Below are 23,629 nucleotides of genomic sequence, written 5' to 3'. Positions count from 1 at the left end.
TATAGGGGGCCAATCAAAGCCACCTTCTATGAAGGTGGATTCTTTACTNATTAGATTATTCGCGAAGTATCCATATTTAAGAAAGAAGAAGTTGTGGGGTAATCATTTCTGGCAACGTGGTTACTTTGTGGCTTCGGTAGGAGCGAATGAGGAAATAATTAGGCGCTACGTGCGGCATCAAGACAGACAAGAGAAGGAAGAGGCCGAGCGTCAATTACAATTGAACGTTGATTAATAAATAAGCCCCCTTATAGGGGGCCAATCAAAGCCACCTTCTATGAAGGTGGATTCTTTACTTCTCCTTTTCAGTCTGGCGCGCCATAAAGTGGCTGGACGCACGCGCTATTCGTTAGCCGTGCTTTCGCAGTCCTTTAAATGTGCTTCACGGGTCAGCTTTAGTCCCTCTGTGTTAGGCATCATGGAGCTATTCAGCCTGTTTCCCACACCTTGTTCCCACACCTTGTTCTTGCGCCCGGTTTCCTGTGGCGGCCGATGGCGAGCCAAGCATCTATGCCATATAGTTAGTGATATTATCAGTCATTAGATTGACGGGAATGTTTAACCGAGGTTGAGATGCCAGCTAAGGTGCCACTGCAGGATGTAGACGCAAAATATCTGAAGATTATCAGTGAGTTTGCTATCGACATGCTCTCGCTAAGCGGGGTAGATGAGATCCTTTGGCACCTGGCACAGAATGTGGTTTCCCAGTTAGGGTTTGACGATGTGGTCGTCTACCTGCTGGATCCTGCGCGGGGCGTCTTGATGCAGAAGGCCAGCTTCGGCGATAAGAACCCCAGCGGCCATGAGATCCTCGCGCCTATCGAACTCAAGCTGGGGGAGGGCGTTGTCGGCACAGTGGCTAAGACCAAACAACCCTTGATCGTCGGTGATACCCGGCAGTTTCCTAACTATATCGTCGATGACGCCCCCAGGCTTTCTGAGCTTGCGGTGCCCATGTTGATGGAGGGTGAGCTGATAGGGGTGATAGACACCGAGCACCCTAAGAAGAATTTCTACACCTCTCAGCATGAACGCATCTTGTTTGCCCTTGCCTCCATCGCTGCGCTGAAGATCCACAGAGCCAACAATCTGGTGACACTACAACAGCGGGTGGTGGACCTGGAGTATGCCAGTAAGATCCAGGACACCCTGTTTGCCATCGCGGAGATCATCTTCGAGACCGACTCGATTAAAGCCTTCTACCAAAGGCTACACGCTTGTATCGCCCGCCTGATCAAGGCGGATAACTTCTATGTCGCGCTACTGAGTGAAGATGGCCACACGCTGCACTTTCCCTATCATGTGGATCAATATGACCAGCTCGCCGAAGATACCGAGTTGCCACTGTTACCCTCATGTCTTGGGATCACCGCCTATACGCTGCTGAAAAACAAACCTCTCCTGGTGGACGAGGCGCAGATTAAGGCCTTGGTGGATCAGGGAGAGATAGTGATCAATGGCGCTATGCCAAAGGCCTGGCTCGGTGTACCCTTCGGCGATGAGGCATTTCGCGGTATCTTAGTGGTGCAGAGTTATCATGGCGGCTATCGTTATAGTGAGGCAGACCAACGGCTGCTGGTGTTTTGCGCCAAACATATACGCAATGCCATTAGCCGTATGAATGTTAAGGCCAACCTGACTCAGATGGCCCTCTATGATGGCTTAACTAAGCTACCCAATCGCATGCTTTTTATCGACCGCTTAAATCAGGCGATCGCTAAGCTTAATGAAGCCGCTGAAAACGGCGTTTCTCCCAAAGGGCTCGGCCTAGTGCTGCTCGACATAGATCACTTTAAGGCCGTTAACGATACCTATGGCCATCACTTAGGGGATGAACTGCTAAAGGTGTTTGCCCAGCGCACAGAGGCAGCTATCGCCAGCCAGGACACCATTTGTCGGCTGGGGGGGGATCAATTTGGCCTACTCTTGATGGGTATCGACTCAGAATCTGAGTGCCTTGCGCGGGTCGAAGCCCTGCGTGAGCAGATGCAGGCAGTGTTGGATCTTGGCGGGATCTCTATCGCGCTGTCGGTTAGCCTGGGGCTGGTGACCTGCTTCTCATCCGGGATGCGGGTGTCAGATCTGTTGCGCAGGGGCGATCAGGCGCTGCTTAGGGCAAAATTGATGGGGCGGCAGCGTCTTTGTGTGTTCAGCAGTGGTGAGCAGACCGAGCTGCAAGAGACGCAGATTTGTCAGGAGTTTCAGCAGGCCGCCGCCCAGGATGAGCTCTATTTCAGCTTTCAACCTCAATATCGGCTCAAGGATGGCAAACTGATCGGCGCCGAGGCGCTGCTGCGCTGGGAGCATCCCAGATATGGGACCATTTCACCCCGGCGATTACTGGCGCCGCTGCGGCGCCAGGGGGCCCTTCAGCTAGTCGATGCTGTGGTCGCCAGGCTGATACTGGCCCATCTCAAACGCTATCACGGCGCCTATCCTGAGGACTTTCGTGTGAGCGTGAATCTCGCCAGTGACGGCTGCGCCCTGTTTGATGAACTGGAGGGGATGGTCGCAAAGGGGGAGGGGCTGGCCAACTTCTTGGGTTTAGAGATCCCAGAGGCCAGCATAGTCGCCGGCTTCGACAAGGTGCGCCACTGTATTGCCAGGGCAAAGTCTCTCGGCGTACTGGTGAGCCTGGATGATGTGGGTGCCAGCCATGCAAGCTTTAGGTATTTGCAGGCACTCAGGTTCGATCGCCTCAAGATAGCCCAGGGCCTCATCAGTCCCATGGAGATGGCTTATGATAACCAGATGATCTTAGAGACTATCATCAATCTCGCCAGCAGCTTGAATATCGATACCCTGGCTCAGGGGATAGAAACCCGCGAGCAGTATCAGACGTTACAGTTGCTTGGTTGTGACTATGGTCAGGGGGAGTTTATGAATCCCTCCGTGAGCGAGGAAAACCTGCTGCTTATGCTGACTCAGTCGCCCTTCTTTAGATGATCAGGCGTATCATTTAGCGATTGATACTATACTCTTTTGTGCCTTGTGGTGTTCACAAATGTAAATGGTGTATTAAGTTTGTAAGCAAAGGTAAAACGCCTTGAAGCACCTACATTCCAAGGTAAACTACCGATAACATAATGCGCATTCTTTCGGAAGATTGATGAAAAAAACGATAATAATCTCAATGCTTTTAGCGACAGGCGCCGCCACCTACTATTTCACTCAGCAAACCGAAACGCCTAAGGAACCGCGCGGGCGACCCACGCCGAATGTGGTGGTGGCAAAGGCCGAAATGCAGCCTATTCGCGACGAAGTTGAGGCCTTGGGTACAGGTAAGGCCAACGAATCTATCACTGTGACCCCCAAGGTTACCGATATGGTAACCGAGATTAATTTCAGCGACGGTCAGATGGTGGAGAAGGGCCGGCTTCTGGTACGTTTGCAAGACAGAGAACAGATCGCCCGTGTGACTGTGGCCCGGGTTAAGATGAAAGATCATCAGCGTGAACTGGCGCGGATCAGCTCCCTGGTGACCAGCCAGACGGTGGCGGCATTGGAACGCGACAGGTTGCAGACCCTTATCGATACCGCCAAGGCCGAGTTAGATCAGGCCGAATCTTCCCTCAAAGACAGACGCATCTTGGCGCCGTTTTCGGGACGCCTGGGCCTGCGTCAGGTGAGTCAGGGGAGTCTGGTGACCCCAGGTACTGTTATCACCACCTTAGATGATATCTCAACCATTAAACTGGATTTCTCAGTGCCGGAACGCTTCCTGCAGTCTTTGGCTATTGGTAAGTCGGTCGAGGCCAGTGCCGTGGCCTTCGAAGGCGAGTTGTTTACCGGTAAGGTGGTGTCCGTCGATAGCCGCGTGAACCCGACGACTCGCGCCGTGACGGTCAGGGCCGAGATCCCTAACAAGGGGCTGCGCCTGCTTCCCGGTATGTTGATGAAGGTGAAGCTGATCAAGCAGAGCCGCGAAGCGCTTATCATCCCGGAAGCGGCGATTATTCCTATTCAGAAAGATCACTTCGTTTATCTGGTGAACGATGAGAACGTGGTCGAGCGTCGTCAGGTGCAACTTGGCTTGCGTAAGCGGGGCTGGGTAGAGATAGTCGGCGGCGTCGAAGTGGGCGAGCAGGTGATGGTGCGTGGCATCCTCAAGGTGCGCCCAGGAGATACGGTTAAGGTGCAGTACAGTGAACACTTTAGTTTCAACCAACAAGCTAAGGTGGAGCCGCTAGCATGATCTTGACGGATTTGTCGGTAAAACGACCGGTTTTTGCGTCCGTCATCAGCATACTCCTGATCGCCTTCGGTCTGGTCTCGTTCGAAAAGCTGCCCTTGCGCGAGTATCCCAATATCGATCCGCCTATCGTCTCGGTGCAGACCAACTACCGCGGCGCCAGTGCGGCTGTGGTGGAGAGTCGTATCACTCAGCTGGTGGAAGACAGGATCAGTGGCGTGGAGGGGATACGTAACATCAACTCCTCCAGCAGCGATGGTCGCTCATCTGTGACGCTAGAGTTCGACGTCGGCCGGGATATAGAGGCGGCGGCCAACGATGTGCGCGACCGCATCTCGGGTTTGCTCAATAACCTGCCGGAAGAGGCCGATCCCCCAGAGGTTCAAAAGGCCAATGGCGGGGATGAGGTGATCATGTGGCTCAACCTGGTCTCGGATCAGATGAATACCCTGCAGCTCACCGACTATGCCCGTCGCTATCTGGTGGATCGCTTCTCGGTGATCGACGGCGTGGCCAACATTCGCATCGGTGGGGGTAAGGTCTACGCCATGCGGGTGTGGATCGACCGTCAGGCCCTGGCGGCCCGTGATCTGACGGTGTCGGATATCGAGTCTGTGCTACGCTCGGAGAACGTCGAGCTACCGGCAGGTTCGGTGGAATCTCAAGATAGGCACTTTACCGTGCGTCTGGAGCGCACCTTCAAGACGGCGGAGGATTTTAATAACCTGGTGCTGGTCGAAGGGGAAGATGGCTACCTCATCAAGCTCGGCGACGTGGCTAAGGTGGAGATAGGCTCGGAAGAGGAGCGCATCACCTTCCGCGGTAACCGTGAGGCCATGATAGGCCTGGGGATCTCTAAGCAGTCTACCTCTAACACCCTAGAGGTGGCTCGCGCCGCCAACGCCTTGGTAGATAAGATCAATCCGACGCTACCCGCCGGCATGGAGATCAAACGCTCCTACGACAGCTCTGTGTTTATCGAGGCCTCCATCAAGGAGGTGTATCAGACCCTGTTTATCGCCATGTTCCTGGTAATTGTGGTGATCTATCTCTTCCTTGGCAGCGTACGGGCCATGTTGATCCCGGCGCTGACCGTGCCTGTCTCCTTGATGGCGACCTTTATCGTGCTCTACGCCCTGGGCTACACCATTAACCTGCTGACCCTGCTGGCGATGATTCTGGCGATTGGTATGGTGGTGGATGATGCCATCGTGGTGCTGGAAAACATCCACAGACGCATCGAGGAGGGCGACTCACCGCTAAAGGCGGCTTTTCTCGGTTCACGGGAGGTAGCCTTTGCCGTGGTGGCTACCACCTTGGTCTTGGTGGCCGTGTTTATGCCGATCACCTTCCTTGAAGGGGATCTGGGTAAGCTGTTTAAGGAGTTCGCGGTGGCCATGAGTGCGGCGGTGATCTTCTCAAGCCTGGTGGCCCTGACCCTAAGCCCCATGATGTGTTCCAAGCTGCTTAAGCCTGCCGGACAAGATCCTTGGCTGGTGCGCAAGATAGACGCAGGCATGAACTGGTTGTCTGCGGGTTACCGTACCACGCTCAAGCGCGCCATGACCCATCCCTTTATCGTCAGCTCCCTGGTGATCATCGCCCTGGGCCTCAGTGGCTATCTGATGACCAAGGTGCCTCAGGAGTTTGCGCCAAGAGAGGATAGGGGCTCTATGTTCCTGATTGTCAACGGTCCTCAGGGGGCGAGTTTCGAATATATCACCCCCTATATGGATGAGATCGAGGAGCGCCTGATGCCGCTGGTAGAAAGCGGTGACATCAAACGCTTGCTTATCCGTGCACCTCGCGGCTTTGGACGCAACGCCAACTTCTCCAACGGCATGGCGATTATCGTGCTGGAAGACTGGGCGACCCGTCGTAGCGCCTTCGAGATCATCGGTGATATTCGCGCCCGCTTGTCGGATCTCGCCGGTGTGCGCGCCTTTCCCGTGATGCGTCAGGCCTTCGGTCGCGGCGTGGGTAAGCCGGTGCAGTTTGTACTGGGCGGCCCAAGCTATGAAGAACTCGCCAAGTGGCGTGACATATTGCTGGAGAAGGCCAAGGAAAACCCGAATCTGGTGGGTCTGGATCATGACTACAAGGAGACCAAGCCGCAGCTGAGGGTGGTGATCGACAAGGACAGGGCGGCGGATCTCGGCGTCTCTATCTCCCATATCGGCCGCACCCTGGAATCTATGTTGGGTTCGCGCCTGGTGACTACCTTTATGCGTGACGGTGAAGAGTATGACGTGATCATCGAGGGTAACCGCGATAATCAGAATACCGCCAGCGACCTTAGTAACATCTATGTGCGCTCGGATAGAAGCCGCGAGCTTATCCCCCTGGCTAACTTAGTGTCGGTGGAGGAGTTTGCCGACGCCAGTCAGCTGAACCGCTACAACCGTATGCGCGCCATCACCATAGAGGCCAACCTGGCCGATGGTTATAGTCTGGGTGAGGCGCTCGATTACCTCAACGAATTGGCCTACACCTATCTGCCGGCCGAGGCGGTGATCAGCTACAAGGGGCAGTCGCTGGATTATCAGGAATCAGGTAACTCCATGTATTTCGTCTTCCTACTGGCGCTAGGCATCGTCTTCTTGGTGCTCGCGGCGCAATTCGAGAGCTATATTCACCCCATGGTGATCATGCTGACGGTGCCGCTGGCGACCTTGGGTGCCCTGATAGGCCTGTGGGTCACAGGGCAGAGCCTGAACATCTACAGCCAGATCGGTATTATCATGCTGGTGGGACTGGCGGCCAAGAACGGTATCTTGATCGTCGAGTTTGCCAACCAGCTGCGTGATAAAGGCATTGCATTCGATACGGCGATCATCCAGGCCGCCAGCCAGCGTCTTCGTCCCATCTTGATGACGGGGATCACCACAGCGGCCGGGGCTATTCCGCTTGTATTAGCTCAGGGCGCCGGCGCCGAGACCCGCTTCGTGATCGGTGTGGTTGTCCTATCGGGCATCATACTGGCGACCTTCTTTACCCTGTTGGTGATCCCGGTTGCCTATGGCTTGATCGCGCGAAACACAGGCTCGCCAGAAGAAATTAGCCAACGTCTCGAGGCAGAACTTGCGCTAGATGCACACCACGAGTCAGGCTTACGAAATGCCGATTAGCGCCTAGATTAGCGCTTAGTATTAGGACTGAGTATTAGGATTTAGTATTAGGACTTAGCATTAGCGAATAGTACGAGTGATGAGTCAGTTTAAAGGCCAATCTTTTTTGATTGGCCTTTTTTATGCCTGCCAAGTCATAAATGGGTAGTGGGGAAGGGAATGCCTGGGGACTAGAGAAATTCACTGTCTGTGTCATCCTAGCTTGCCAATCAGCTAGTGCCACAAACCGATTGAACACTAACGTCTCATTAACAAGAAGGGGCGATTATAGTAGAGTGAAACCAACACTTAGATGTAACACTTAGATGCAACAGGGAGTAATGCAGATGACATTATCTATCGAGACTGCGCAGCGCCAGCCTAAATCGGCGCCGGCCACGCTGCAGAAGAATGCCATTCGAGTCGATGGAAGACTCACCATGAGCCGCGAAGCGCTGGATTTTAAATCTTTCAGCTCAGACTGCCTCTACGGCCCATACCACCTGCCTTTGAATGAGATAGTGAAAGTGGAGACCTGCTGGGGCAAGGGGGCGGGGATTCTGCCTATCACGCCCGATGGGATCCAGGTAAGCCTCAGTAATGGTGAACGCTATCAGTTTATCGTGGCAGATCCCCAGGCCTGGGTGAAGAGCCTCTCATCATAAGCAGGTGTAATAGATATTTATTGGCCGCCAGCTCGTTTATCGGTCTCACTTTAAAGCTTGATTTTTACAGTAAGTACATAAGGCGATAGCGACTAATACGTGACGCCAATATCTGGACTTAGTGTATTCATTAGCGCTAACGAAAAGGCGAGTCCTGTTTTGGGCTGGCCTTTTTTGTATTACCACTTGCTTGATGTTTTCACTGTATTTCTAGCCGTTTCTGATTGCCAATAAAAAAGGCTTACCCGGGTAAGCCTTTTTTGTGTCGAAGCGAAATTGTCGAGTCTAGCGACTATTGTTATCTGCACTAGATTTATCTGCGCTGGCTTTGTCTGTGCAATTTCTATCTACACTATTTTTGCCTTCGCTATCTATGCTTGAGCCATCTTTGCCATTTTCATTGTGGCCACTTTTACCACTATGGCCACTATCGCCACTATGGCCACTATCGCCTTGGTTTTTTACCTGAGGCTTATGTTGGGGCTTGCCAAATTGGGTCATCTTAAACTTGTTGCTGTACTTAAGCACCGCCAGGTTGCTGGCGATCACCCCAAGCACCAAGATAATGATGAGCCAGACTTCGAGACTCGACATGGCTATTTCCCTCTCCTGATTCAGTAACGGCTAGTCTACCGCCAGGCGTGCTTCACAGATGCGAATATCTTCCGGGGTATCGACCTCGGGCGAGTCGAAGGCGCTGATGGCAACCTTGATCTTGTGGCCATGTTCCAGTGCGCGCAGCTGCTCAAGTTTCTCGAGATCTTCTAAACGGCCCAGTGGCAGCTTATTGAAGGTGCGGACAAACTCGCGTGTGTAGGCGTAGACACCCAGGTGTTTGTAAACCGGGTAGTCGTTTGTGTCGCGGCCGAAGGGGATACGGGCGCGCGAGAAGTACAGCGCATTATACTGGTTGTCGAACACCATCTTGACATGCTTGGGATCGTCAAGCTCATGCTCTTCGGTGATCTCATAACCTAGGGTTGCCATACCGAATTCACCTGGGTGGCGCTCAAACAGGGTAATGATCTGCTCGATAGAGATAGGATCGATCAGTGGCTGATCGCCCTGTAGGTTGATCACCAGATCTTCGTCTGCAAGACCGAGTTGAGTGATAGCATCCTCTATTCTGTCGGTGCCGGAGGCCGCCTTCTCATCTGTCATCACCACCTTGCCACCAAAGGCTTCTACCGCCTCCTTGATGCGCAGATCGTCGGTGGCCACATAGATGGCGGTTAAACCTTTTGCCAGCGCCGCACGTTCATAAACATGCTGGATCATCGGCTTACCGTTAATCGGCGCCAGTGGCTTGCCCGGAAAACGGCTCGAGCCATAGCGTGCTGGGATTAACAGAGTCACATTCATTTGGATATACCTATCAGTTACAGTGTGCCGCAGTGCATAAGAGAAGGGGCTCACTCGGAGCCCCTTACACCTTGAGCTTACAGGTTAGATTCGACGGAACAGTTTAGTCAACATTTCGTCGGTGACTTTCTCTTCCCAACCTTCGCCATAGACGTTGGCCCATAGTGGTCCCATGCTCTTGGTGACGGCGACCATCTTAGCGATGGTTTCATCTGGCAAGTCTTTACAGATGTTCTTCGGCAGGGTGATGTTGTGCTTGCCCATCATCTGACGGAACTCGGTCACGCCCTCAGGGTAGAACTCTTCCAGCACGTCAAACGCCAGGCAGTTACCGATACCATGGTGATAGCCCAGTACGTAGCCAAGGCCATAAGATACGGCGTGACAGGCACCTACCTGGCTGTAGGCGATGCTCATGCCACCCATGTATGAGGCCATCATCAGCTTGTCGTCTTTCTCTGGGTGATCGTCTAGGAAGACTTCACGGCAAAGGTCCATCGACTTCTCGGCGAACGCCTTGGCAAATTCGTTCAAGAAGGTGCCTTGTAGTGACTCGACACAGTGGATGTAGCAATCCATACCTGTGTAGAACCATTGATCTGTCGGTACGCCGTCGATGAGCTCTGAGTCCATGATGATCTGGTCAAATACTGTGTAGTCAGAGTTAAGACCTAGCTTACGTACCGGGCCGCAAAGTACGGCGGTGCGTGATGCTTCGGCGCCGGTACCAGAAACAGTCGGGATACCGATATGGTGAACCGCAGGGTTCTTGATCAGGTCCCAACCCTGGTACATGGCGCTGCCACCTGGGTTGGTGAGCATGAGTGAAACGGCCTTGGCCAGATCCATAGTCGAACCACCGCCCAGACCGATAACGCTGACCGGGAGCTTGCTGTTAAAGGCTTGCACCTTCTCGGTGAGGTCATCGACCTGCTTGGTGGTAGGCTCTTCGTCCACGTTAACGTAGATCACTAAGTCCTGTGGCTTGGCGGGTATGCGCTGCGCCAGTGGCTTATCCTGATGAACATCATCGATCAGGAAGACCACGAAATCTTCGCATTGCTTGCGCTCTTCCTCGAGTACGGTATCGAGCTGCGCGAATGAACCACGACCAAAGATCATTTTTGGTACGCATTTGAAATTTTTAAAACTCATTACAGCATTCTCCATTGAGACATCTAGTGTAAAAAGTAACGTCGCAGGGCCAAACAAGGCGCTGCGACCGGGAATTTGAGAGACGAGAGTTAAGCGGCAAAGGCTCGCTTAATGTTCTCGATGCGCTGGGCGATCTCTTCTTCAGTCCATGAGAGCTTAATCAGCATCGAAATGGTGCGGCTCATGATGGCATCAGACTTAGGCACAGACACCTGAGTATAGTCAGGTTTGTCTTCAATTAATGTGATCGGCAGAGCGGCTGGTGATTTAAGCTCTTGAATGTGCTTCCAGTTTGACAGGTAGTGCCAGTTGTTTACATACCAGTAGAAGCAGCCATCGACGCCGTTTTCGGCCAGTTTCTTGTTGATCTCCAGAGTGCGCTCCTCGGTAGGTAGCATGAAGCTTAGGAAACCGGCTGAGTCGCCTTCTGGATCTGGGATCTCACGGAAGCTTACCTCTGGCAGCGCTGCCATGGCGTCTTTCAGGAGTTTCTTGTTCTTGCGCTGAATGTCGATGATGGTGTCTAGCTTGCGAAGCTGCGCCAGACCTAGCGCCGAGTTCATCTCAGAGATGCGGAAGTTCAGGCCCATGATAGGGTGGCTTTCTGCGCCGCGATCGTTGCCGACATGGTCATGGCCATGGTCAGAGAACATATGGGCGTGGTTATAGATGGTCTCATCATTAGTGATCACCGCGCCGCCTTCGCCACAGGTGATGGTCTTAACAGAGTCAAATGAGTAGCAGCCTACATGACCGATAGTCCCCAGGGCTTGACCCTTGTAGCTACCGCCGATGGCCTGACAGGCATCTTCCAGTAGCACCAGGTTGTGCTTTTCACAGACAGCCTTGATCTCATCCATCTTAGCCATAGAGCCACACATGTGGACTAGGTTAACGGCTTTGGTGCGTGGCGTGATAGCCGCTTCAATGCCTTCTGGTGACAGACACAGAGTCTCGTCGATCTCGGCAAATACCGGGACGGCACCAGCCATGAACACGGCTTCGACAGAGGCCACGAAGGTAAATGGAGGAACGATCACTTCATCGCCTGCGCCAATGCCTGCGGCGGCTAGCGCGGTTTGCAGTGCAGCGGTGCCGCTCGAGAGCAGGTGGGCGTGTTTGACATTCATCTTCTCACAGAGCAGTTGCTCCATTTCACGCGTCTTCCAGCGGTCATTACGCATGTGATCAAAGTTGTAACGGAAGGTAAAACCGTTTTCCATTACGTCAGCAACTTCCTGTTTCTCTTCAGGACCAAATAATTCAAAACCAGGCATGGAATAGTTCCTTAGCATTCGCTGCGCCCGCGGCGCGAAAAATAAATCAATGCGAATTATAAACGCGATGGGTGTAAAACTGCGATGTTTATTAAGGAATATTTACTGAAATAGGAGGCTTTTTTTTGCTTTTACGTGAGGGGGCCTGACGATAGCGCATGATTTGACCATCATGCGCGCTGTGGCTTGCCTTAAAGGGGAGGTGATGTGTCTGGGAGCTATCTGCTGCGAAAGGTATCTATGTCTACGGTAACGTCGAGATCCGACAGCAGGCCGTTGTCGACGCTGTAGATCCAGCCGTGCACCGCTACCTTATGGCCACGTTCCCAGGCATCTTGCACTATGGTGGTACTGGCAACATTGCCCACCTGTTCGATGACGTTGAGCTCACACAGGCGATCGAAGCGGGTCTTGTTATCAAGTTCGGCGAGTTCCTTGGCGTGTAGACGATGGATGTCGCGAATATGCCCCAGCCAGTTGTCGATCAGTCCCAGGCGCTCCTTACCCATGGAGGCCTTGATACCGCCGCAGCCGTAATGGCCCACCACCATGATATGTTTCACCTTGAGCACCTCGACGGCATATTGCAGCACTGAGAGGCAGTTGAGATCCGTATGGATCACCATGTTGGCGATGTTCCTGTGTACGAATACTTCGCCGGGCATGAGATCGATGATCTGGTTCGACGGTACCCGGCTGTCCGAGCAGCCAATCCACAAATACTCGGGATTTTGCTGTTGGGCCAGTTGTTCGAAGAACTTAGGGTTCTCTTCCAGGATGCGGTTGGCCCAGCGGCGGTTGTTGTCGAACAAAGGTTTAAGTAGTTTCATTTAGTTAACATCATGTCGATGAAGAAGATTTTTGCAGGGCTGCATTCTAGCATCAAAGGTTTGCCCTGCTGGTCTACTCAGTCTAGGCCAGGGTTTCTTTGCTGGCTTAGCTCAAATGTTTGGCGAAAAAATCACTCAGGTGCTGATTGATCCACCCACTCTGTTCCAGGGTTGAGATATGGCCCGCCTCCGGAATATGCAAAAACTCGCTGCCATCGATAGCATCATGCATCAGATAGCCCTCCAGCACGGGTCTGGGCTTGTCCTGGGTGCCTGTCATGATCAGCGTCGGCAGGGTAAACTGCGCGGCATCTTCCATGATGTCACGGCGCCCGAAGATGATGCGGCCGAGGCGAGAGATACTCTCCAGCCGCTCTGGCGCCAAGTTCGCGAGTGAGGTCTTAAAGGCGGCGATGAGATCAGGTTGTTTTTGTTCGACCTTATCGGCAAAGAATAGCGGCGCTATCTGGTCGATCAGCGGCGGCGGTAACTGCCCGGCGGCCATCATGGCATCGAGCATGGCGTAGTATTTGGCGCGGCTTACTTCGGGTTCGAAGCCGAGGAAACAGCCCATCATCACCAGCGTTTTTACGCGGCGTGGCGCCAGCAAGGTTAACTCTGCGCCCCACATGCCACCAACAGATAACCCAAGTATCGAGAATTCATCCACTTCCAGGCTGTCCATCAGCGCCAGATAATGCTCGGCGAGATGCTTAAGTGAACGGCAATTATTTGGTAGCAGATCTGACTGACCATGGCCCCAGAGATCCGGCACTATGCAGCGGTAATGCTGGCTGAGGTGGGCGATTTGCGGCGCCCACATGGCGCTGTCCCAGAGATAGCTGTGGCCGAGCAGTAACACCGGGCCCTGGCCGACATCCAGATAGCTCATCTGGTGGCCGTTGAGATTGAAACTATGACGAAAACTGTAGAGGTTCATGTGAGATCACTCATTGATAATTGGGTTAACCGGCCCGTTGGGCGAAGGGGCAACGAAGTAGACATAGCGTGATACTAGCGCCTCCAGCCGGGCGAGAATAGGGGCCTTTAGCGCGATATCCGCCTGCTCGAGCCGAGTCTTTAATGCCTGGCTATCGAAGCTGGCCAGATGGCTATCGGCCAGTGGGTAATAACTCAGGTGCCAAGGCTCTGGGCTGACGCCGCTGAGACCTGCCTGATAGGGAAAGTAGAAACCAAAGTCAGCCGCGTGTGCCACTAGCCACTGATGCAGCCCATGACAGGGACCACCTAGCTGATACTCGCTGTCGACAAGCTCGAGGGATGCTTGGCTGATGGCGTTTGCGTCGAACAGGTCCAGATCTGTGCCCCAATGATGGCGCGACATGCCGGGCAATGCCGACCAGCGCAGTATGGCATCTAGCAGCTCATTGTCACTTAACGTCTTGATGTCCATTGGCCGAGAGGCTGCGTCCAATACCGGCCGCTTACCGCTCGCCTTGGCATTCCATATCCCGAGCTGGCGATTGAAATCACGATAGCTGGAGCAGATGGCGATGTTAAATCCATCGCCAGCGGCGGCGCCTTGCATCTTAGTAAGCTGCGCGGCGCACTCGGGGGCCAGCCTGTGGCCCTGGTGCTCCCCGAGTGTTGGCTCATCAAAACCATAGATTGCCGGTTCTAGCACAGCAGCTTTTCCAGGATACGTTCATACACCTTGGCGAGCTGCTCGATATCCTCGACCTTGACGCACTCATTGACCTTGTGAATGGTGGCGTTAACCGGGCCAAGCTCGATCACCTGGGCGCCAGTCGGGGCGATGAAACGTCCATCCGAGGTGCCGCCAGAGGTTTGCGGGTCTGTCTCTGTGCCAGTGATCTCATGGATCGCCTCGCGGGTGGCATCCAGCAGCGGGCCCGCATCGGTGAGAAACGGCAGGCCGTTGAAGATCCAGTTGATCTCATAGTCCAGCCCGTGAGCGTCAAGAATATTGAGTACCCGCTGAATTAAGATCTCGGCGGTAACTTCGGTGGAGTAACGGAAGTTAAACATCACCTCCAGGCTGCCCGGGATCACGTTTGAGGCGCCCGTGCCGCCATTGATATTGGCGATTTGAAAACTGGTGGGCGGGAAGAATTCGTTGCCGTTATCCCACTTCATGCGTGCCAGCTCATCGAGCGCAGGCGCCGCCTTGTGGATGGGGTTGTCGGCCAGATGTGGGTAGGCGACATGGCCCTGAATGCCTTTGACGGTGAGGTTACCCGTGAGGCTGCCCCGGCGACCGTTCTTGACGATATCCCCTAGCTTATGGGTAGAGGAGGGCTCGCCAACCAGTGACCAGGTGATCTTTTCGTTTCGGGCCTCAAGGGTGTCGATCACCCGGGTGGTGCCGTTGATGAAGGGGCCTTCCTCGTCGCTGGTGATCAGGAAGGCGATAGAGCCCTTATGATCTGGATGCTTGTCGACGAATCGCTCGGTGGCAACTACCATGGCGGCGAGCGAACCCTTCATGTCGGCGGCGCCGCGGCCGTGAAGATAGCCGTCGATCACCACAGGCTCGAAGGGCGGTGTGTGCCAACGGTTGAGATCGCCAACCGGCACCACATCTGTATGGCCGGCAAAGCAGAATAGCGGACCTTCTGAGCCGCGCCGCGCCCACATGTTGGTGGTATCTTCAAATACCATAGATTCGATATTAAACCCCTTGGCCTTGAGGCGATCGGCCATTAGCGGCTGACAACCTTCGTCTAGCGGGGTGACCGAGGCTCTGGCGATCAGATCCTGTGCCAGTGTGAGGACTTCCTGGCTCATCGGCTGAAGATCTCCTCGTATTGAGCGGGCTTGAAGCCGACGCTTACCTGTCCCTGATGATCCAGCACGGGGCGTTTGATCAGGGTGGGATAGGTGAGCATGAGGGCGATAGCCTTATCCTTGCCGATATCGGCTTTTTCTTCATCGCTCAGGTTGCGAAAACTGGTGCTGCGTTTATTAAACAGGCTTTCCCAGCCGACTTGCTCGACCCAGGCGTTAAGGTGTTCCTCGGTGAGGCCGTCGACGCGAAAGTCGTGAAAGGTCACTGCTTGTTGGTTGGCGTCTAGCCACTTGAGCGCTTTCTTGACTGTGTCGCAATTCTTAATACCGTATAGGGCCAAAATTTGATTCTCCATGTGGGGCAAAGGCCATTTAGCGTAACGTGAGTGCTTCTGTAAATTAGGGCCTTTGTAATACTTTAGCCGCTTCGCTGGCGACCACTTCTACTTGCTGCTCATTGTGGCACCGAGTCGAGTTCGCCTCAAGGGGTAACCACAGGGCAAGTGTCTGTTTGAAAAAAAATCACTCAGCTGATGGTGAGTCTTAGGCTAAGGGTTAACGAGTTGCTGAAGTGATTAAAGGCAACCCGGCACTGAATGCGCCGGGCGATAGTGCGCGTTAGAGCTGAACTGAGAAGATCACGTCTTTCCCGGCTTCGATACTGCCGTGGCGCTTGTCGAGCCCCTGAATATCTTCCATGTTGGCCAGCACCACGGGGGTGAGTAGGCTCTCTACATGCTCCTTAAGATAGTCGAGATCGAACTCGAGTATGGGATCGCCGGCCTTGACCTGCTGACCTTCTTCGGCCAGGCGGGTGAAGCCGTTGCCCCTGAGCTCGACTGTACCGACACCGAAATGCACGAACAGCTCGAGGCCTTGGGGCGACTCTATGCTAAAGGCGTGGTTGGTTTCGAAGATCTTGCCTATGGTGCCATCGACCGGTGCTACTATCTGCTTTCCTTTTGGGGCAATCGCGATGCCGTCGCCGACTATCTTCTCGGCAAAGACCACATCCGGCACTTTTTCGATTGCCACGATCTCGCCCGACACTGGCGCATAAACATCAATGCCGCCCGTGATGGGTGGCTGACCAGAAATTAAACGTCTTATGCGGCTCAAAAATCCCATTAATTTGCCCCTGTGTTAGCACGCTGATGTGTCGTGATGAATTATGCCTAGCATACTCAAAAAATATCAAGAGTGACAGTGTGTTAATAATTGATTTAACGCATCTATGCGTGAAACTTGCAAGGCTTTGGCCGCAAGTTCGACACAATCTGGGTAAGACCAACGACTGAGGGCCTGTTTCACCTCGAGGAGCGAGCCTAGGTTGACGCTAAATTCTTCCAGCCCGAGTCCAATTAACAAGGCGGCGGCATTGGGGTTGCTGGCCAGCTCGCCGCACATGGAGACCCGCACCTTGGCGGCCTTGGCCTTCTCTATGATCTGAGCGATCAGGCGGATGATCACCGGCGAGAGCACGGGGTATTGATCGATCAGCAGCGGATTGGCGCGATCCGCGGCCATGGTATATTGAGTCAAATCGTTAGTGCCTATGCTGACAAAATCCAGCAGGGGCAGCATGGAGTCGAGGTTAAATACCGCCGCCGGGGTTTCAACCACTATGCCAAGCTCGAGTTCGCCAAAGCCTTTCTCGGCCTCGACCAGCTCCTGTTTGCAGCTTTCCAACAGCGCTAGCACGGCTTCGAGCTCCTCTACCTGATTGACCATGGGGAACATGAGACGGATGGGACCATGGTTGGCGGCCCTGAGGATCGCGCTGAGTTGGGCGCTAAACAGCTCTGGATGGGCGAGTGTGTATCTCACCCCTCTGAGCCCCAGCGCCGGATTTTCCTCCACTACCATGGCGAGACTAGGCACTTCCTTGTCGGCGCCAAGGTCCATGCTGCGAATGGTGAGCGGCTTGCCATCTAACAGCTGCAGGGCATCACAGTAGAGTTGATACTGACGGTTTTCGTCTGGCAGTTCATGATTGTTCATGAACAAGAATTCGGTGCGAAACAGGCCAACCCCCTCGGCGCCCACGTCGGCCAGATGATTGATTTCGCTGATGCAGCCCACGTTGGCCAGCAGGGGAATGGTGCGGCCATCCTTTGTCTGGGTCACTTTGCCCTTCAAGGCCTGCAGTGCCGACTTGCGTTCGTCAGCCTGTTGTTTCTGGGCATTGAGATCGCTTATTTGCGCCGCATCAGGCTCAACATAGAGCTCGCCGTTAATGGCATCCACGGCTAGCGTCATGCCATCTGATACCTCTAGGGTATGCCAGGGGCTGCTCATCAGGGTGGGAATGCCGGCGCTGCGGGCCAGAATCGCCGTATGGCTGGTTACGCCGCCGGTTTGCAGTACCAAGGCGCTGACGCGCTCCAGGGGCAGGGTGGCGAACTCCGCCGGGGTGATATCTTTGGCCAGTACGATGGCGTTTTCCGGCAGGCGGCTGAGGTTATCGCAGTGGCCGGTGAGCAGGGTACGGATCAGCCGCTGGCCCAGGCTTAACACATCTTCGGCGCGCCGGGCCAGGTAGGGCGAGTCGGCTTCTTGCATCGCCTGTGCCTGCTTGGCGAAGCTGTGCTCCACCGCCAGGGCCGCGGAAAACTGGCGCTTGCCTATGGTGTCGCTGAGTTCGGCCAGTAGCTCCTCATCTTCTAACAGCAGGAGATCGGCCTCGATCAGCTGATAGTTGTCGGAGTCGGGGTCGAGCTTGGCGGCGCAGGCCTGACTCTGCTTGATCAGGGTCTTGAGGGCGCGATTGAGTCTTTGTTGCTCGCGGGCGAGTTGGGCTGGAGGCAGGAGATGATAGTCGAGTTTACTTTCGTAGCTGCGTAGTACTTTTGCCTGTCCGAAGGCGATGCCCGCCGCTACCGCTATGCCTCTAATCGTCATCCTGACTCCTGTTAACTTAAGGTGATAAGCAGCTCGGCGACGGTATCCACCGCCGGTTTTGCCTGCTCGCCATCGGCGCTGACCTTGACCTCGACGCCTTTATACAGGCCCAAGGTCTGCAGCTTGAACAGGCTCTTGGCGCTGGCCTGTTTGCCCTGACATTCCACTATGATGTCACAATCATAGGCCTTGGCTGCCTTAACAAGCAGGGCCGCAGGCCGGGTATGAATGCCGTGTTCGGCCATGATGGTGACTGTCTTTTGGTACATAACACTTGCTCTTTGGAAATGACGCTCTGGCGCTAGGCCTGATAATGAATGATCTGATAGTTGGTCTTCTTCAGCGCCTGTATCGTTTGCTGCAGTTTATCCTTCTTCACCAGAATATAATCGGTATCGAAGGTAGAGATGGCGAAGATGCTGATCTTGGCTTCGGCCAGGGTGCCAGAGACGCTGGCGAGGATCCCCGTCATGGAGAAGCCCAGGGGACCGACGACTTCGAGGCAGCGCCAGTCGCTCTCCTCTTCGAGGCTGTCGAGTTGCAGTTCGGCGGGCACCACCACAGAGAGTTCATCTTTGGTCTTGCCGATAAAAAACATGGGCTGACGAAACACCTCGGGAATTAATTCACTGTCCGGGCTGAAGCTGTGAATACTGTATAGCTGAGGATGAACCGCTAACGTCATTCGGGCCATGGTTATGTGATCCCACCGATGCAGAAAAATGTGATGTCGTTAAGCTTATCACAGTTTTAATATCAGCTGTCGAGCTTTGGCGGGGGATTTTTTTATGTGCTTGTAGGGGTTGTGACTCGCTCTTGTCTTGCCCTGTAAGCGTTAATAACAAGGGAGCCAATTGGCTCCCTGTCTGTTTCGCTATCTGTTTGAATATCTGTGTTTTACACCTTGAACTGGCCTAATATCTTGGCGCTGGTCTGACTTATCTGACGCAGCGACTCGGCGGCCATACGGTTACTCTCATTGGCCTTAACCGACACCTCCGAGAGTTCGGTGATGCTACAGATGTTACGGTTGATCTCCTCGGTAACCAGAGACTGCTCCTCGGTGGCGCTGGCCAGCTGGGTATTCATGTCGCTGATATGAGCGATCAGCTCTAAGATAGTATTGAGTGAATCACCCACGGCCTGGGCCTGTTGCTGCAGCTCTACCGACTGACTCTGGGTATCGCTGTTGCTGTGCATCACATTGGTCACGCCATTTTGAATGTCTGTGATGATCTTCTGGATCTCATTGGTGGAGTCCTGGGTGCGGTTAGCCAGGGCTCTGACCTCGTCGGCGACCACGGCGAAACCACGGCCATGAGCGCCGGCGCGGGCAGCCTCGATGGCGGCATTAAGCGCAAGCAGGTTGGTTTGATCGGCGATACCGCGGATCACATCTAGGATGCTGCCAATCTGCTCGGAGGAGACCCCAAGATGTTGGGTGATGCTCTCGGCGTTCTTCAGTTCTTGCACCAACTTATGGGTGTTCTCTACCGTGCCATCCATCTGCTGCTTGCTGTCCTGGGCCTGCTGCTTGACGCTGTTGGCCGCATCTGCCGCCTGCTGGGTGCTGCTGGCCATCTCATGGGTGGTCGATAGCATCTGATTGATGGCGGTGGCGACGCTGCTGGTTTCCTGGTGCAGATGATCTACGCTGGCGTTGGACTCGGCGACGGCATTGAACAGGCGATCGGCATCTTGGTTAAGATCTTGTCCCACCGGCTGGAGATCGGCAACCATCTTGTTTATCTTACCTACGAAGTTATTAAAGGCGATGGCGAGGGCCACCACTTCATCTCTACCCTTAGTCGGTAGACGTTTGGTGAGATCGCCTTCGCCTTCTGCAATATCTTTCATTGCATCGATCGCCTGGTTGAGGGGGGAACTGATGGAGTGATTGAGGACTAAGAAGAAGGCGAAGATAGGCACGGAAATAAGCAGCATGATGCCGAGGTAGTTGTACATCACGCTGATGGTGGTGTCGTTGACGTCACTCATGTAAGAGGTGGTCACCAGCGTCCACTGCCAGGCCGGGAAGGTGCGGGCTTCCATCAAGGCTTCTTCACGCTCGCCGGTAAGGGGATTTCTCATCTCCATGCGTGCCTTGGCAATACCGGACGCTGCTGCGTTATCGAGCAACTTGTCCAGACCGTTGTTGCCCATTTGACTGGTTAGGGCTGAGGGCTTGATGCCAAGCTTATCTGGGGCGGCGCCGTTGGCCAGCAGTGTGTGGTCTCGGTCAAACAGCAGGAAGAAGCCACTCTTGCCATATTGGATCTGATTGACCAGATTTGCCGCCGCTCGTTTGGCGTCTTCCGGCGTCAATTCATTCTGCTGGGTCTGGCGATAATGTGTGTCGACGACACTGAGGAGGGTGGATAACTGCGCATCGTTTTGTAGCCACTTCTGCTTAATCAGGCTGTTGCGCTGCTCGTTGATCGAAAAACTGGCGAAGACAAAGGTGCCGATGGCGGCAAGCACCAGCATAAAAATGAGGCGTTGAAGAATGGTGAACCTTCTGAGGATCGCAAGCATGTTATGTCCTTAATAGCCCGGTTAAATGCCGCTAATATACAGGCTAACGTGTTGCCTGAGAATGCGGTTATAACGAATAGTCAATCGATTGACTGTATATTGTTAATTAATTGAACGTGGCTCACGTTGGCGATGGAGCGTTTTGGCATTTTTACGCAATCGAACAATGAATCTTATATGTACTGTGAGGCAGCTAACGGCGTCTTACTTAGATTTTTGATAGGTAGAGTGGGTGTGATGAGTACTGAGTTTGCTAACGTCAAATTTGCTCGAGAATTAGCCGCTGAATGAGAATTAACTAATCCCCTGTTTTGATTTTGATTTTTATCGAAATAGCGCGCAGAATGGAGTATGACTCTTTTTTGACATGTGATGAGACTATGACCTCGCAAGTGATCAGTTCCGACGATATTCTTCTTAAACTCTGCCATTCGGTGTGCCATGTGCTCTCGAGCACCACGGCCAGTCAGGTGAGGCATGCGGCCATGGTGCAGAGCATCACCAAGACTTGCCTCAAGCCAGATCTGGGCTGTTTCTCCATCTTCGATGGCGGATTTTCGGGCCTGGTGGTGATCAACTTCTCGGCACCGGCGGCGGTGGAAATTTATCAGGCCTATATGAAGCAGATGGGCATGCCCGAATCTGAGCTGGCCTTCTCCCACACCTCGGATGAGGTGGGAGACGTGATGGGCGAGTTGATGAACCAGATCTTGGGTGATTTTATCGTCAAGGTAAACAAGGAGCTGCAGACCTCTATTAATCAGAGTCAGCCTAAGATGCTGACGATTAATAAGGAACTGACCATCTCAATCGACACCAACTTAGATGAGGCGGTGGCGCGCCGTGTGGCCTTCAAGACTGCCAGAAACCATATCTTCTATCTCGAATACGCCATGGATAAGACGGAGTTTATCAAGCTGGCAGAGTTCGAACACGAAGAAGACGATCCCGATGCCCTGCTGGCTCAGCACGGCCAGGGCAGTCAGGCGGCGGACCCATCTTGGTCTGCGGCGGTCAATAGTGCCGTCGTGGTGGATGATTCAGATGATCTGATGAAGGAGCTTGGGATATAATCGTGTTCCTTAAGGGGCGGGCGCTGGCTCGCCCTGTTCGTGTATAACAAGGTCGCCCATAATTATGACAACGAAAGCTACCTCTATCGATATCGCTTACCGCGCCGGGGTGTCGCAATCCACGGTATCACGCGCGTTGCGAAACAGCCCGCTCGTCAATGAAGAGACGCGCTTGAGAGTTCAGGCAATCGCCAAGGAACTTAATTATAAGGTCGATAAAAACGCCAGCAACCTGCGCACCCAAAGCAGTCTGACCCTGGCGCTGTTATTGTGTGAAGATCCCACCAATGACGATTCGTTGATCAACCCCTTCTTCCTCTCCATGCTGGGCTCTATCACCCGGGCAACGGCGCAGCAGGGCTATGATCTCCTGGTATCCTTTCAGCAGCTTAGCAGCGACTGGCACGCCGACTATGAAGACAGTAATAAGGCAGATGGCATTATTCTGCTCGGTTATGGCGATTACATGGATTACGAGGAGAAGCTGAATAAACTGGCGGCGCAAAATACCCATCTGGTGATCTGGGGGCCGGCGCAGCACAAATCTTCTGTGCTCTCCATTGGCTGTGACAATCGTCAGGGAGGCGTGCTTGCCACAGAACATCTGCTGGCTAAGGGGCGTCGTCATATCGCGTTTCTCGGCGATGCCTCCAGCCATAGCCCGGAATTTCAGGCGCGCTATCTGGGCCATCAACAGGCGCTTAAGGCGGCGGGCGTACCCTTGCAGAAGGGGCTGCAGGTGGATGCCATCAGCACGGAAAGCTCGGGATTTGAGGCGGCCAGCCAACTGCTGGCGCAGAAACGCCCCTTCGATGCCATCTTTGCCGCGAGCGATCTCATTGCTATCGGCGCCATGCGGGCGCTAAAAGAGCAGGGGATCAAGGTTCCCGAGGATGTGGCCATCGTCGGTTATGATGACATTCCCGTCGCGAGTTTTGCCAACCCGCCGCTGACGACTATCAAGCAAAATACTAAGTTGGCGGGCGAGATCTTGGTAGAGAGTCTGTTGAAACAGATCAAGGGGCAGGAGTTGAGTAATCAGTTGATCCCCACCAGCCTGATAGAGCGTGAATCCTGCGGCAAAGCCCTTTAGGCCAGCTGCTTTTTCATAAACCTTTCTAACTGATGCTTGGGCTGGCGTTGCAGCTTGAGCATCAACTCAAAACTCGGGGCTGGACAGGCCCATCTTTGCGTGACGGCGGCGGTGAGCTCGAGCCAGAGCGAGGCTGTCACCTCGGCATCATTGAGCGCCCGGTGAAACACGCCATCGTTTTCAATTCCGAGATAACTGACTAAGGTGCTCAGCTGATGATTGGGCGCATCCTGAAACAGACGCCTCGCCAGCAATAGCGAACAGGCAAACGGCTGGGATTGCGGAACATCAATTCGAGCAAGCTCAGCGGCCAAAAACTTCTGATCGAAACTGGCGTTGTGAGCCACTAGCTGACAGCCTTCGATAAAGGCGGCGAAATCTGTCATGACAGTTTCACAACTTGGAGCCTGCCTGAGCATCTCATTGGTGATCCCTGTGTAGCCGGCGATGAAACTGTTGACGGCGAAGCCTGGATTCATTAGCTGCTGAAACCTATCGACCGCCACGCCTTGCTTGAGTTTTACCGCACCTATCTCGATGGCGCGATCGCCTTGTGCGGGGGAGAGGCCTGTGGTTTCAAAATCCAATACCACTATGGCATCTTGGGACATAGAGACTCCTGTGAGGGAAATTCGGCCAAAGAAAAAACCCTAACAACATACATTGTTAG

Annotated in this window: 21 protein-coding genes and 1 pseudogene; 7 read left to right on the top strand and 15 right to left on the bottom strand. The window is 53.9% G+C overall.

The window, feature by feature from the left end:
• Positions 1 to 49: 49 nt before the first annotated feature.
• From L1D47_RS02535 to L1D47_RS02515, 5 genes and pseudogenes are all read left to right on the top strand, one after another.
• A pseudogene (locus tag L1D47_RS02535) lies at positions 50 to 235 on the top strand (transposase); the annotation flags it as partial.
• Positions 236 to 573: 338 nt separating this feature from the next.
• Positions 574 to 2,946: an EAL domain-containing protein gene (locus tag L1D47_RS02530; RefSeq protein WP_239882428.1), complete on the top strand. Its 2,373-nt coding sequence runs from the start codon at positions 574 to 576 to the stop codon at positions 2,944 to 2,946.
• 163 nt (positions 2,947 to 3,109) lie between these two features.
• On the top strand, positions 3,110 to 4,195 hold the full coding sequence (locus tag L1D47_RS02525; RefSeq protein WP_239882427.1) for an efflux RND transporter periplasmic adaptor subunit: 1,086 nt from the start codon (positions 3,110 to 3,112) through the stop codon (positions 4,193 to 4,195).
• Positions 4,192 to 7,320, top strand: coding sequence for an efflux RND transporter permease subunit (locus tag L1D47_RS02520; protein WP_239882426.1), 3,129 nt, complete (start codon positions 4,192 to 4,194; stop codon positions 7,318 to 7,320). The genes L1D47_RS02525 and L1D47_RS02520 overlap by 4 nt, the downstream gene beginning before the upstream one ends.
• Positions 7,321 to 7,646: 326 nt before the next feature.
• On the top strand, positions 7,647 to 7,964 hold the full coding sequence (locus L1D47_RS02515; RefSeq protein ID WP_239882425.1) for a hypothetical protein: 318 nt from the start codon (positions 7,647 to 7,649) through the stop codon (positions 7,962 to 7,964).
• 285 nt (positions 7,965 to 8,249) lie between these two features.
• On the opposite strand, the gene L1D47_RS21230 is transcribed toward L1D47_RS02515, so the two are convergent.
• The 14 genes from L1D47_RS21230 to L1D47_RS02445 form a co-directional block, all read right to left on the bottom strand.
• A complete protein-coding gene (locus L1D47_RS21230; protein WP_345778744.1) occupies positions 8,250 to 8,558 on the bottom strand; it encodes a DUF2897 family protein in 309 nt (102 codons plus the stop codon).
• 30 nt (positions 8,559 to 8,588) lie between these two features.
• Complete coding sequence (gene kdsB / locus L1D47_RS02505) at positions 8,589 to 9,326, bottom strand: 8-amino-3,8-dideoxy-manno-octulosonate cytidylyltransferase KdsB (protein WP_239850445.1); 738 nt, start codon at positions 9,324 to 9,326, stop codon at positions 8,589 to 8,591.
• Positions 9,327 to 9,410: 84 nt separating this feature from the next.
• The gene (gene kdnB / locus L1D47_RS02500; protein WP_239882424.1) at positions 9,411 to 10,481 is read right to left on the bottom strand and encodes a 3-deoxy-alpha-D-manno-octulosonate 8-oxidase KdnB; all 1,071 of its coding nucleotides are present in this window, start codon (positions 10,479 to 10,481) and stop codon (positions 9,411 to 9,413) included.
• An 89-nt stretch (positions 10,482 to 10,570) separates the two neighbouring features.
• Positions 10,571 to 11,758, bottom strand: a complete 1,188-nt coding sequence (gene kdnA / locus L1D47_RS02495; RefSeq protein WP_239882423.1) for an 8-amino-3,8-dideoxy-alpha-D-manno-octulosonate transaminase KdnA — start codon at positions 11,756 to 11,758, stop codon at positions 10,571 to 10,573.
• A gap of 218 nt (positions 11,759 to 11,976) precedes the next feature.
• Positions 11,977 to 12,588, bottom strand: coding sequence for a carbonate dehydratase (can, locus tag L1D47_RS02490; protein ID WP_239882422.1), 612 nt, complete (start codon positions 12,586 to 12,588; stop codon positions 11,977 to 11,979).
• 106 nt (positions 12,589 to 12,694) lie between these two features.
• Positions 12,695 to 13,528 carry an alpha/beta hydrolase gene (locus tag L1D47_RS02485; protein ID WP_239882421.1) on the bottom strand — a complete coding sequence of 278 codons (834 nt, stop codon included), beginning with the start codon at positions 13,526 to 13,528 and terminating at the stop codon, positions 12,695 to 12,697.
• Positions 13,529 to 13,534: 6 nt separating this feature from the next.
• Positions 13,535 to 14,233 (bottom strand): M15 family metallopeptidase, encoded by a 699-nt coding sequence (locus L1D47_RS02480; RefSeq protein ID WP_239882420.1) that lies wholly within the window; start codon positions 14,231 to 14,233, stop codon positions 13,535 to 13,537.
• A complete protein-coding gene (gene dapE / locus L1D47_RS02475; protein ID WP_239882419.1) occupies positions 14,227 to 15,357 on the bottom strand; it encodes a succinyl-diaminopimelate desuccinylase in 1,131 nt (376 codons plus the stop codon). Before dapE ends, L1D47_RS02480 begins: the two co-directional genes overlap by 7 nt.
• Positions 15,354 to 15,713, bottom strand: coding sequence for an ArsC family reductase (locus tag L1D47_RS02470; protein WP_239882418.1), 360 nt, complete (start codon positions 15,711 to 15,713; stop codon positions 15,354 to 15,356). Before L1D47_RS02470 ends, dapE begins: the two co-directional genes overlap by 4 nt.
• Positions 15,714 to 15,975: 262 nt before the next feature.
• Positions 15,976 to 16,485: a PTS glucose transporter subunit IIA gene (crr, locus tag L1D47_RS02465; protein ID WP_041511344.1), complete on the bottom strand. Its 510-nt coding sequence runs from the start codon at positions 16,483 to 16,485 to the stop codon at positions 15,976 to 15,978.
• A 66-nt stretch (positions 16,486 to 16,551) separates the two neighbouring features.
• The gene (gene ptsP, locus L1D47_RS02460) at positions 16,552 to 18,258 is read right to left on the bottom strand and encodes a phosphoenolpyruvate--protein phosphotransferase (protein WP_239882417.1); all 1,707 of its coding nucleotides are present in this window, start codon (positions 18,256 to 18,258) and stop codon (positions 16,552 to 16,554) included.
• Positions 18,259 to 18,269: 11 nt separating this feature from the next.
• A complete protein-coding gene (locus L1D47_RS02455) occupies positions 18,270 to 18,527 on the bottom strand; it encodes an HPr family phosphocarrier protein (protein WP_011865664.1) in 258 nt (85 codons plus the stop codon).
• 32 nt (positions 18,528 to 18,559) lie between these two features.
• Positions 18,560 to 18,952 carry an ACT domain-containing protein gene (locus L1D47_RS02450; RefSeq protein WP_239882416.1) on the bottom strand — a complete coding sequence of 131 codons (393 nt, stop codon included), beginning with the start codon at positions 18,950 to 18,952 and terminating at the stop codon, positions 18,560 to 18,562.
• A gap of 203 nt (positions 18,953 to 19,155) precedes the next feature.
• The gene (locus L1D47_RS02445) at positions 19,156 to 20,793 is read right to left on the bottom strand and encodes a methyl-accepting chemotaxis protein (protein ID WP_239882415.1); all 1,638 of its coding nucleotides are present in this window, start codon (positions 20,791 to 20,793) and stop codon (positions 19,156 to 19,158) included.
• A 380-nt stretch (positions 20,794 to 21,173) separates the two neighbouring features.
• On the opposite strand from L1D47_RS02445, the gene L1D47_RS02440 reads away from it, so the two are divergent.
• The gene (locus tag L1D47_RS02440) at positions 21,174 to 21,866 is read left to right on the top strand and encodes a DUF3334 family protein (RefSeq protein WP_239882414.1); all 693 of its coding nucleotides are present in this window, start codon (positions 21,174 to 21,176) and stop codon (positions 21,864 to 21,866) included.
• A 64-nt stretch (positions 21,867 to 21,930) separates the two neighbouring features.
• Complete coding sequence (locus L1D47_RS02435; RefSeq protein WP_239882413.1) at positions 21,931 to 22,959, top strand: LacI family DNA-binding transcriptional regulator; 1,029 nt, start codon at positions 21,931 to 21,933, stop codon at positions 22,957 to 22,959.
• On the opposite strand, the gene L1D47_RS02430 is transcribed toward L1D47_RS02435, so the two are convergent.
• Entirely contained in the window at positions 22,956 to 23,570 is a 615-nt protein-coding gene (locus tag L1D47_RS02430; RefSeq protein ID WP_239882412.1) for a 3'-5' exonuclease, read from the bottom strand. The genes L1D47_RS02435 and L1D47_RS02430 overlap by 4 nt on opposite strands.
• Positions 23,571 to 23,629 lie beyond the last annotated feature (59 nt).

Source organism: Shewanella sp. Isolate7 (genome assembly GCF_022398425.1).
Lineage (GTDB): Bacteria > Pseudomonadota > Gammaproteobacteria > Enterobacterales > Shewanellaceae > Shewanella.
This window is presented reverse-complemented; position numbering and strand designations above follow the sequence as displayed.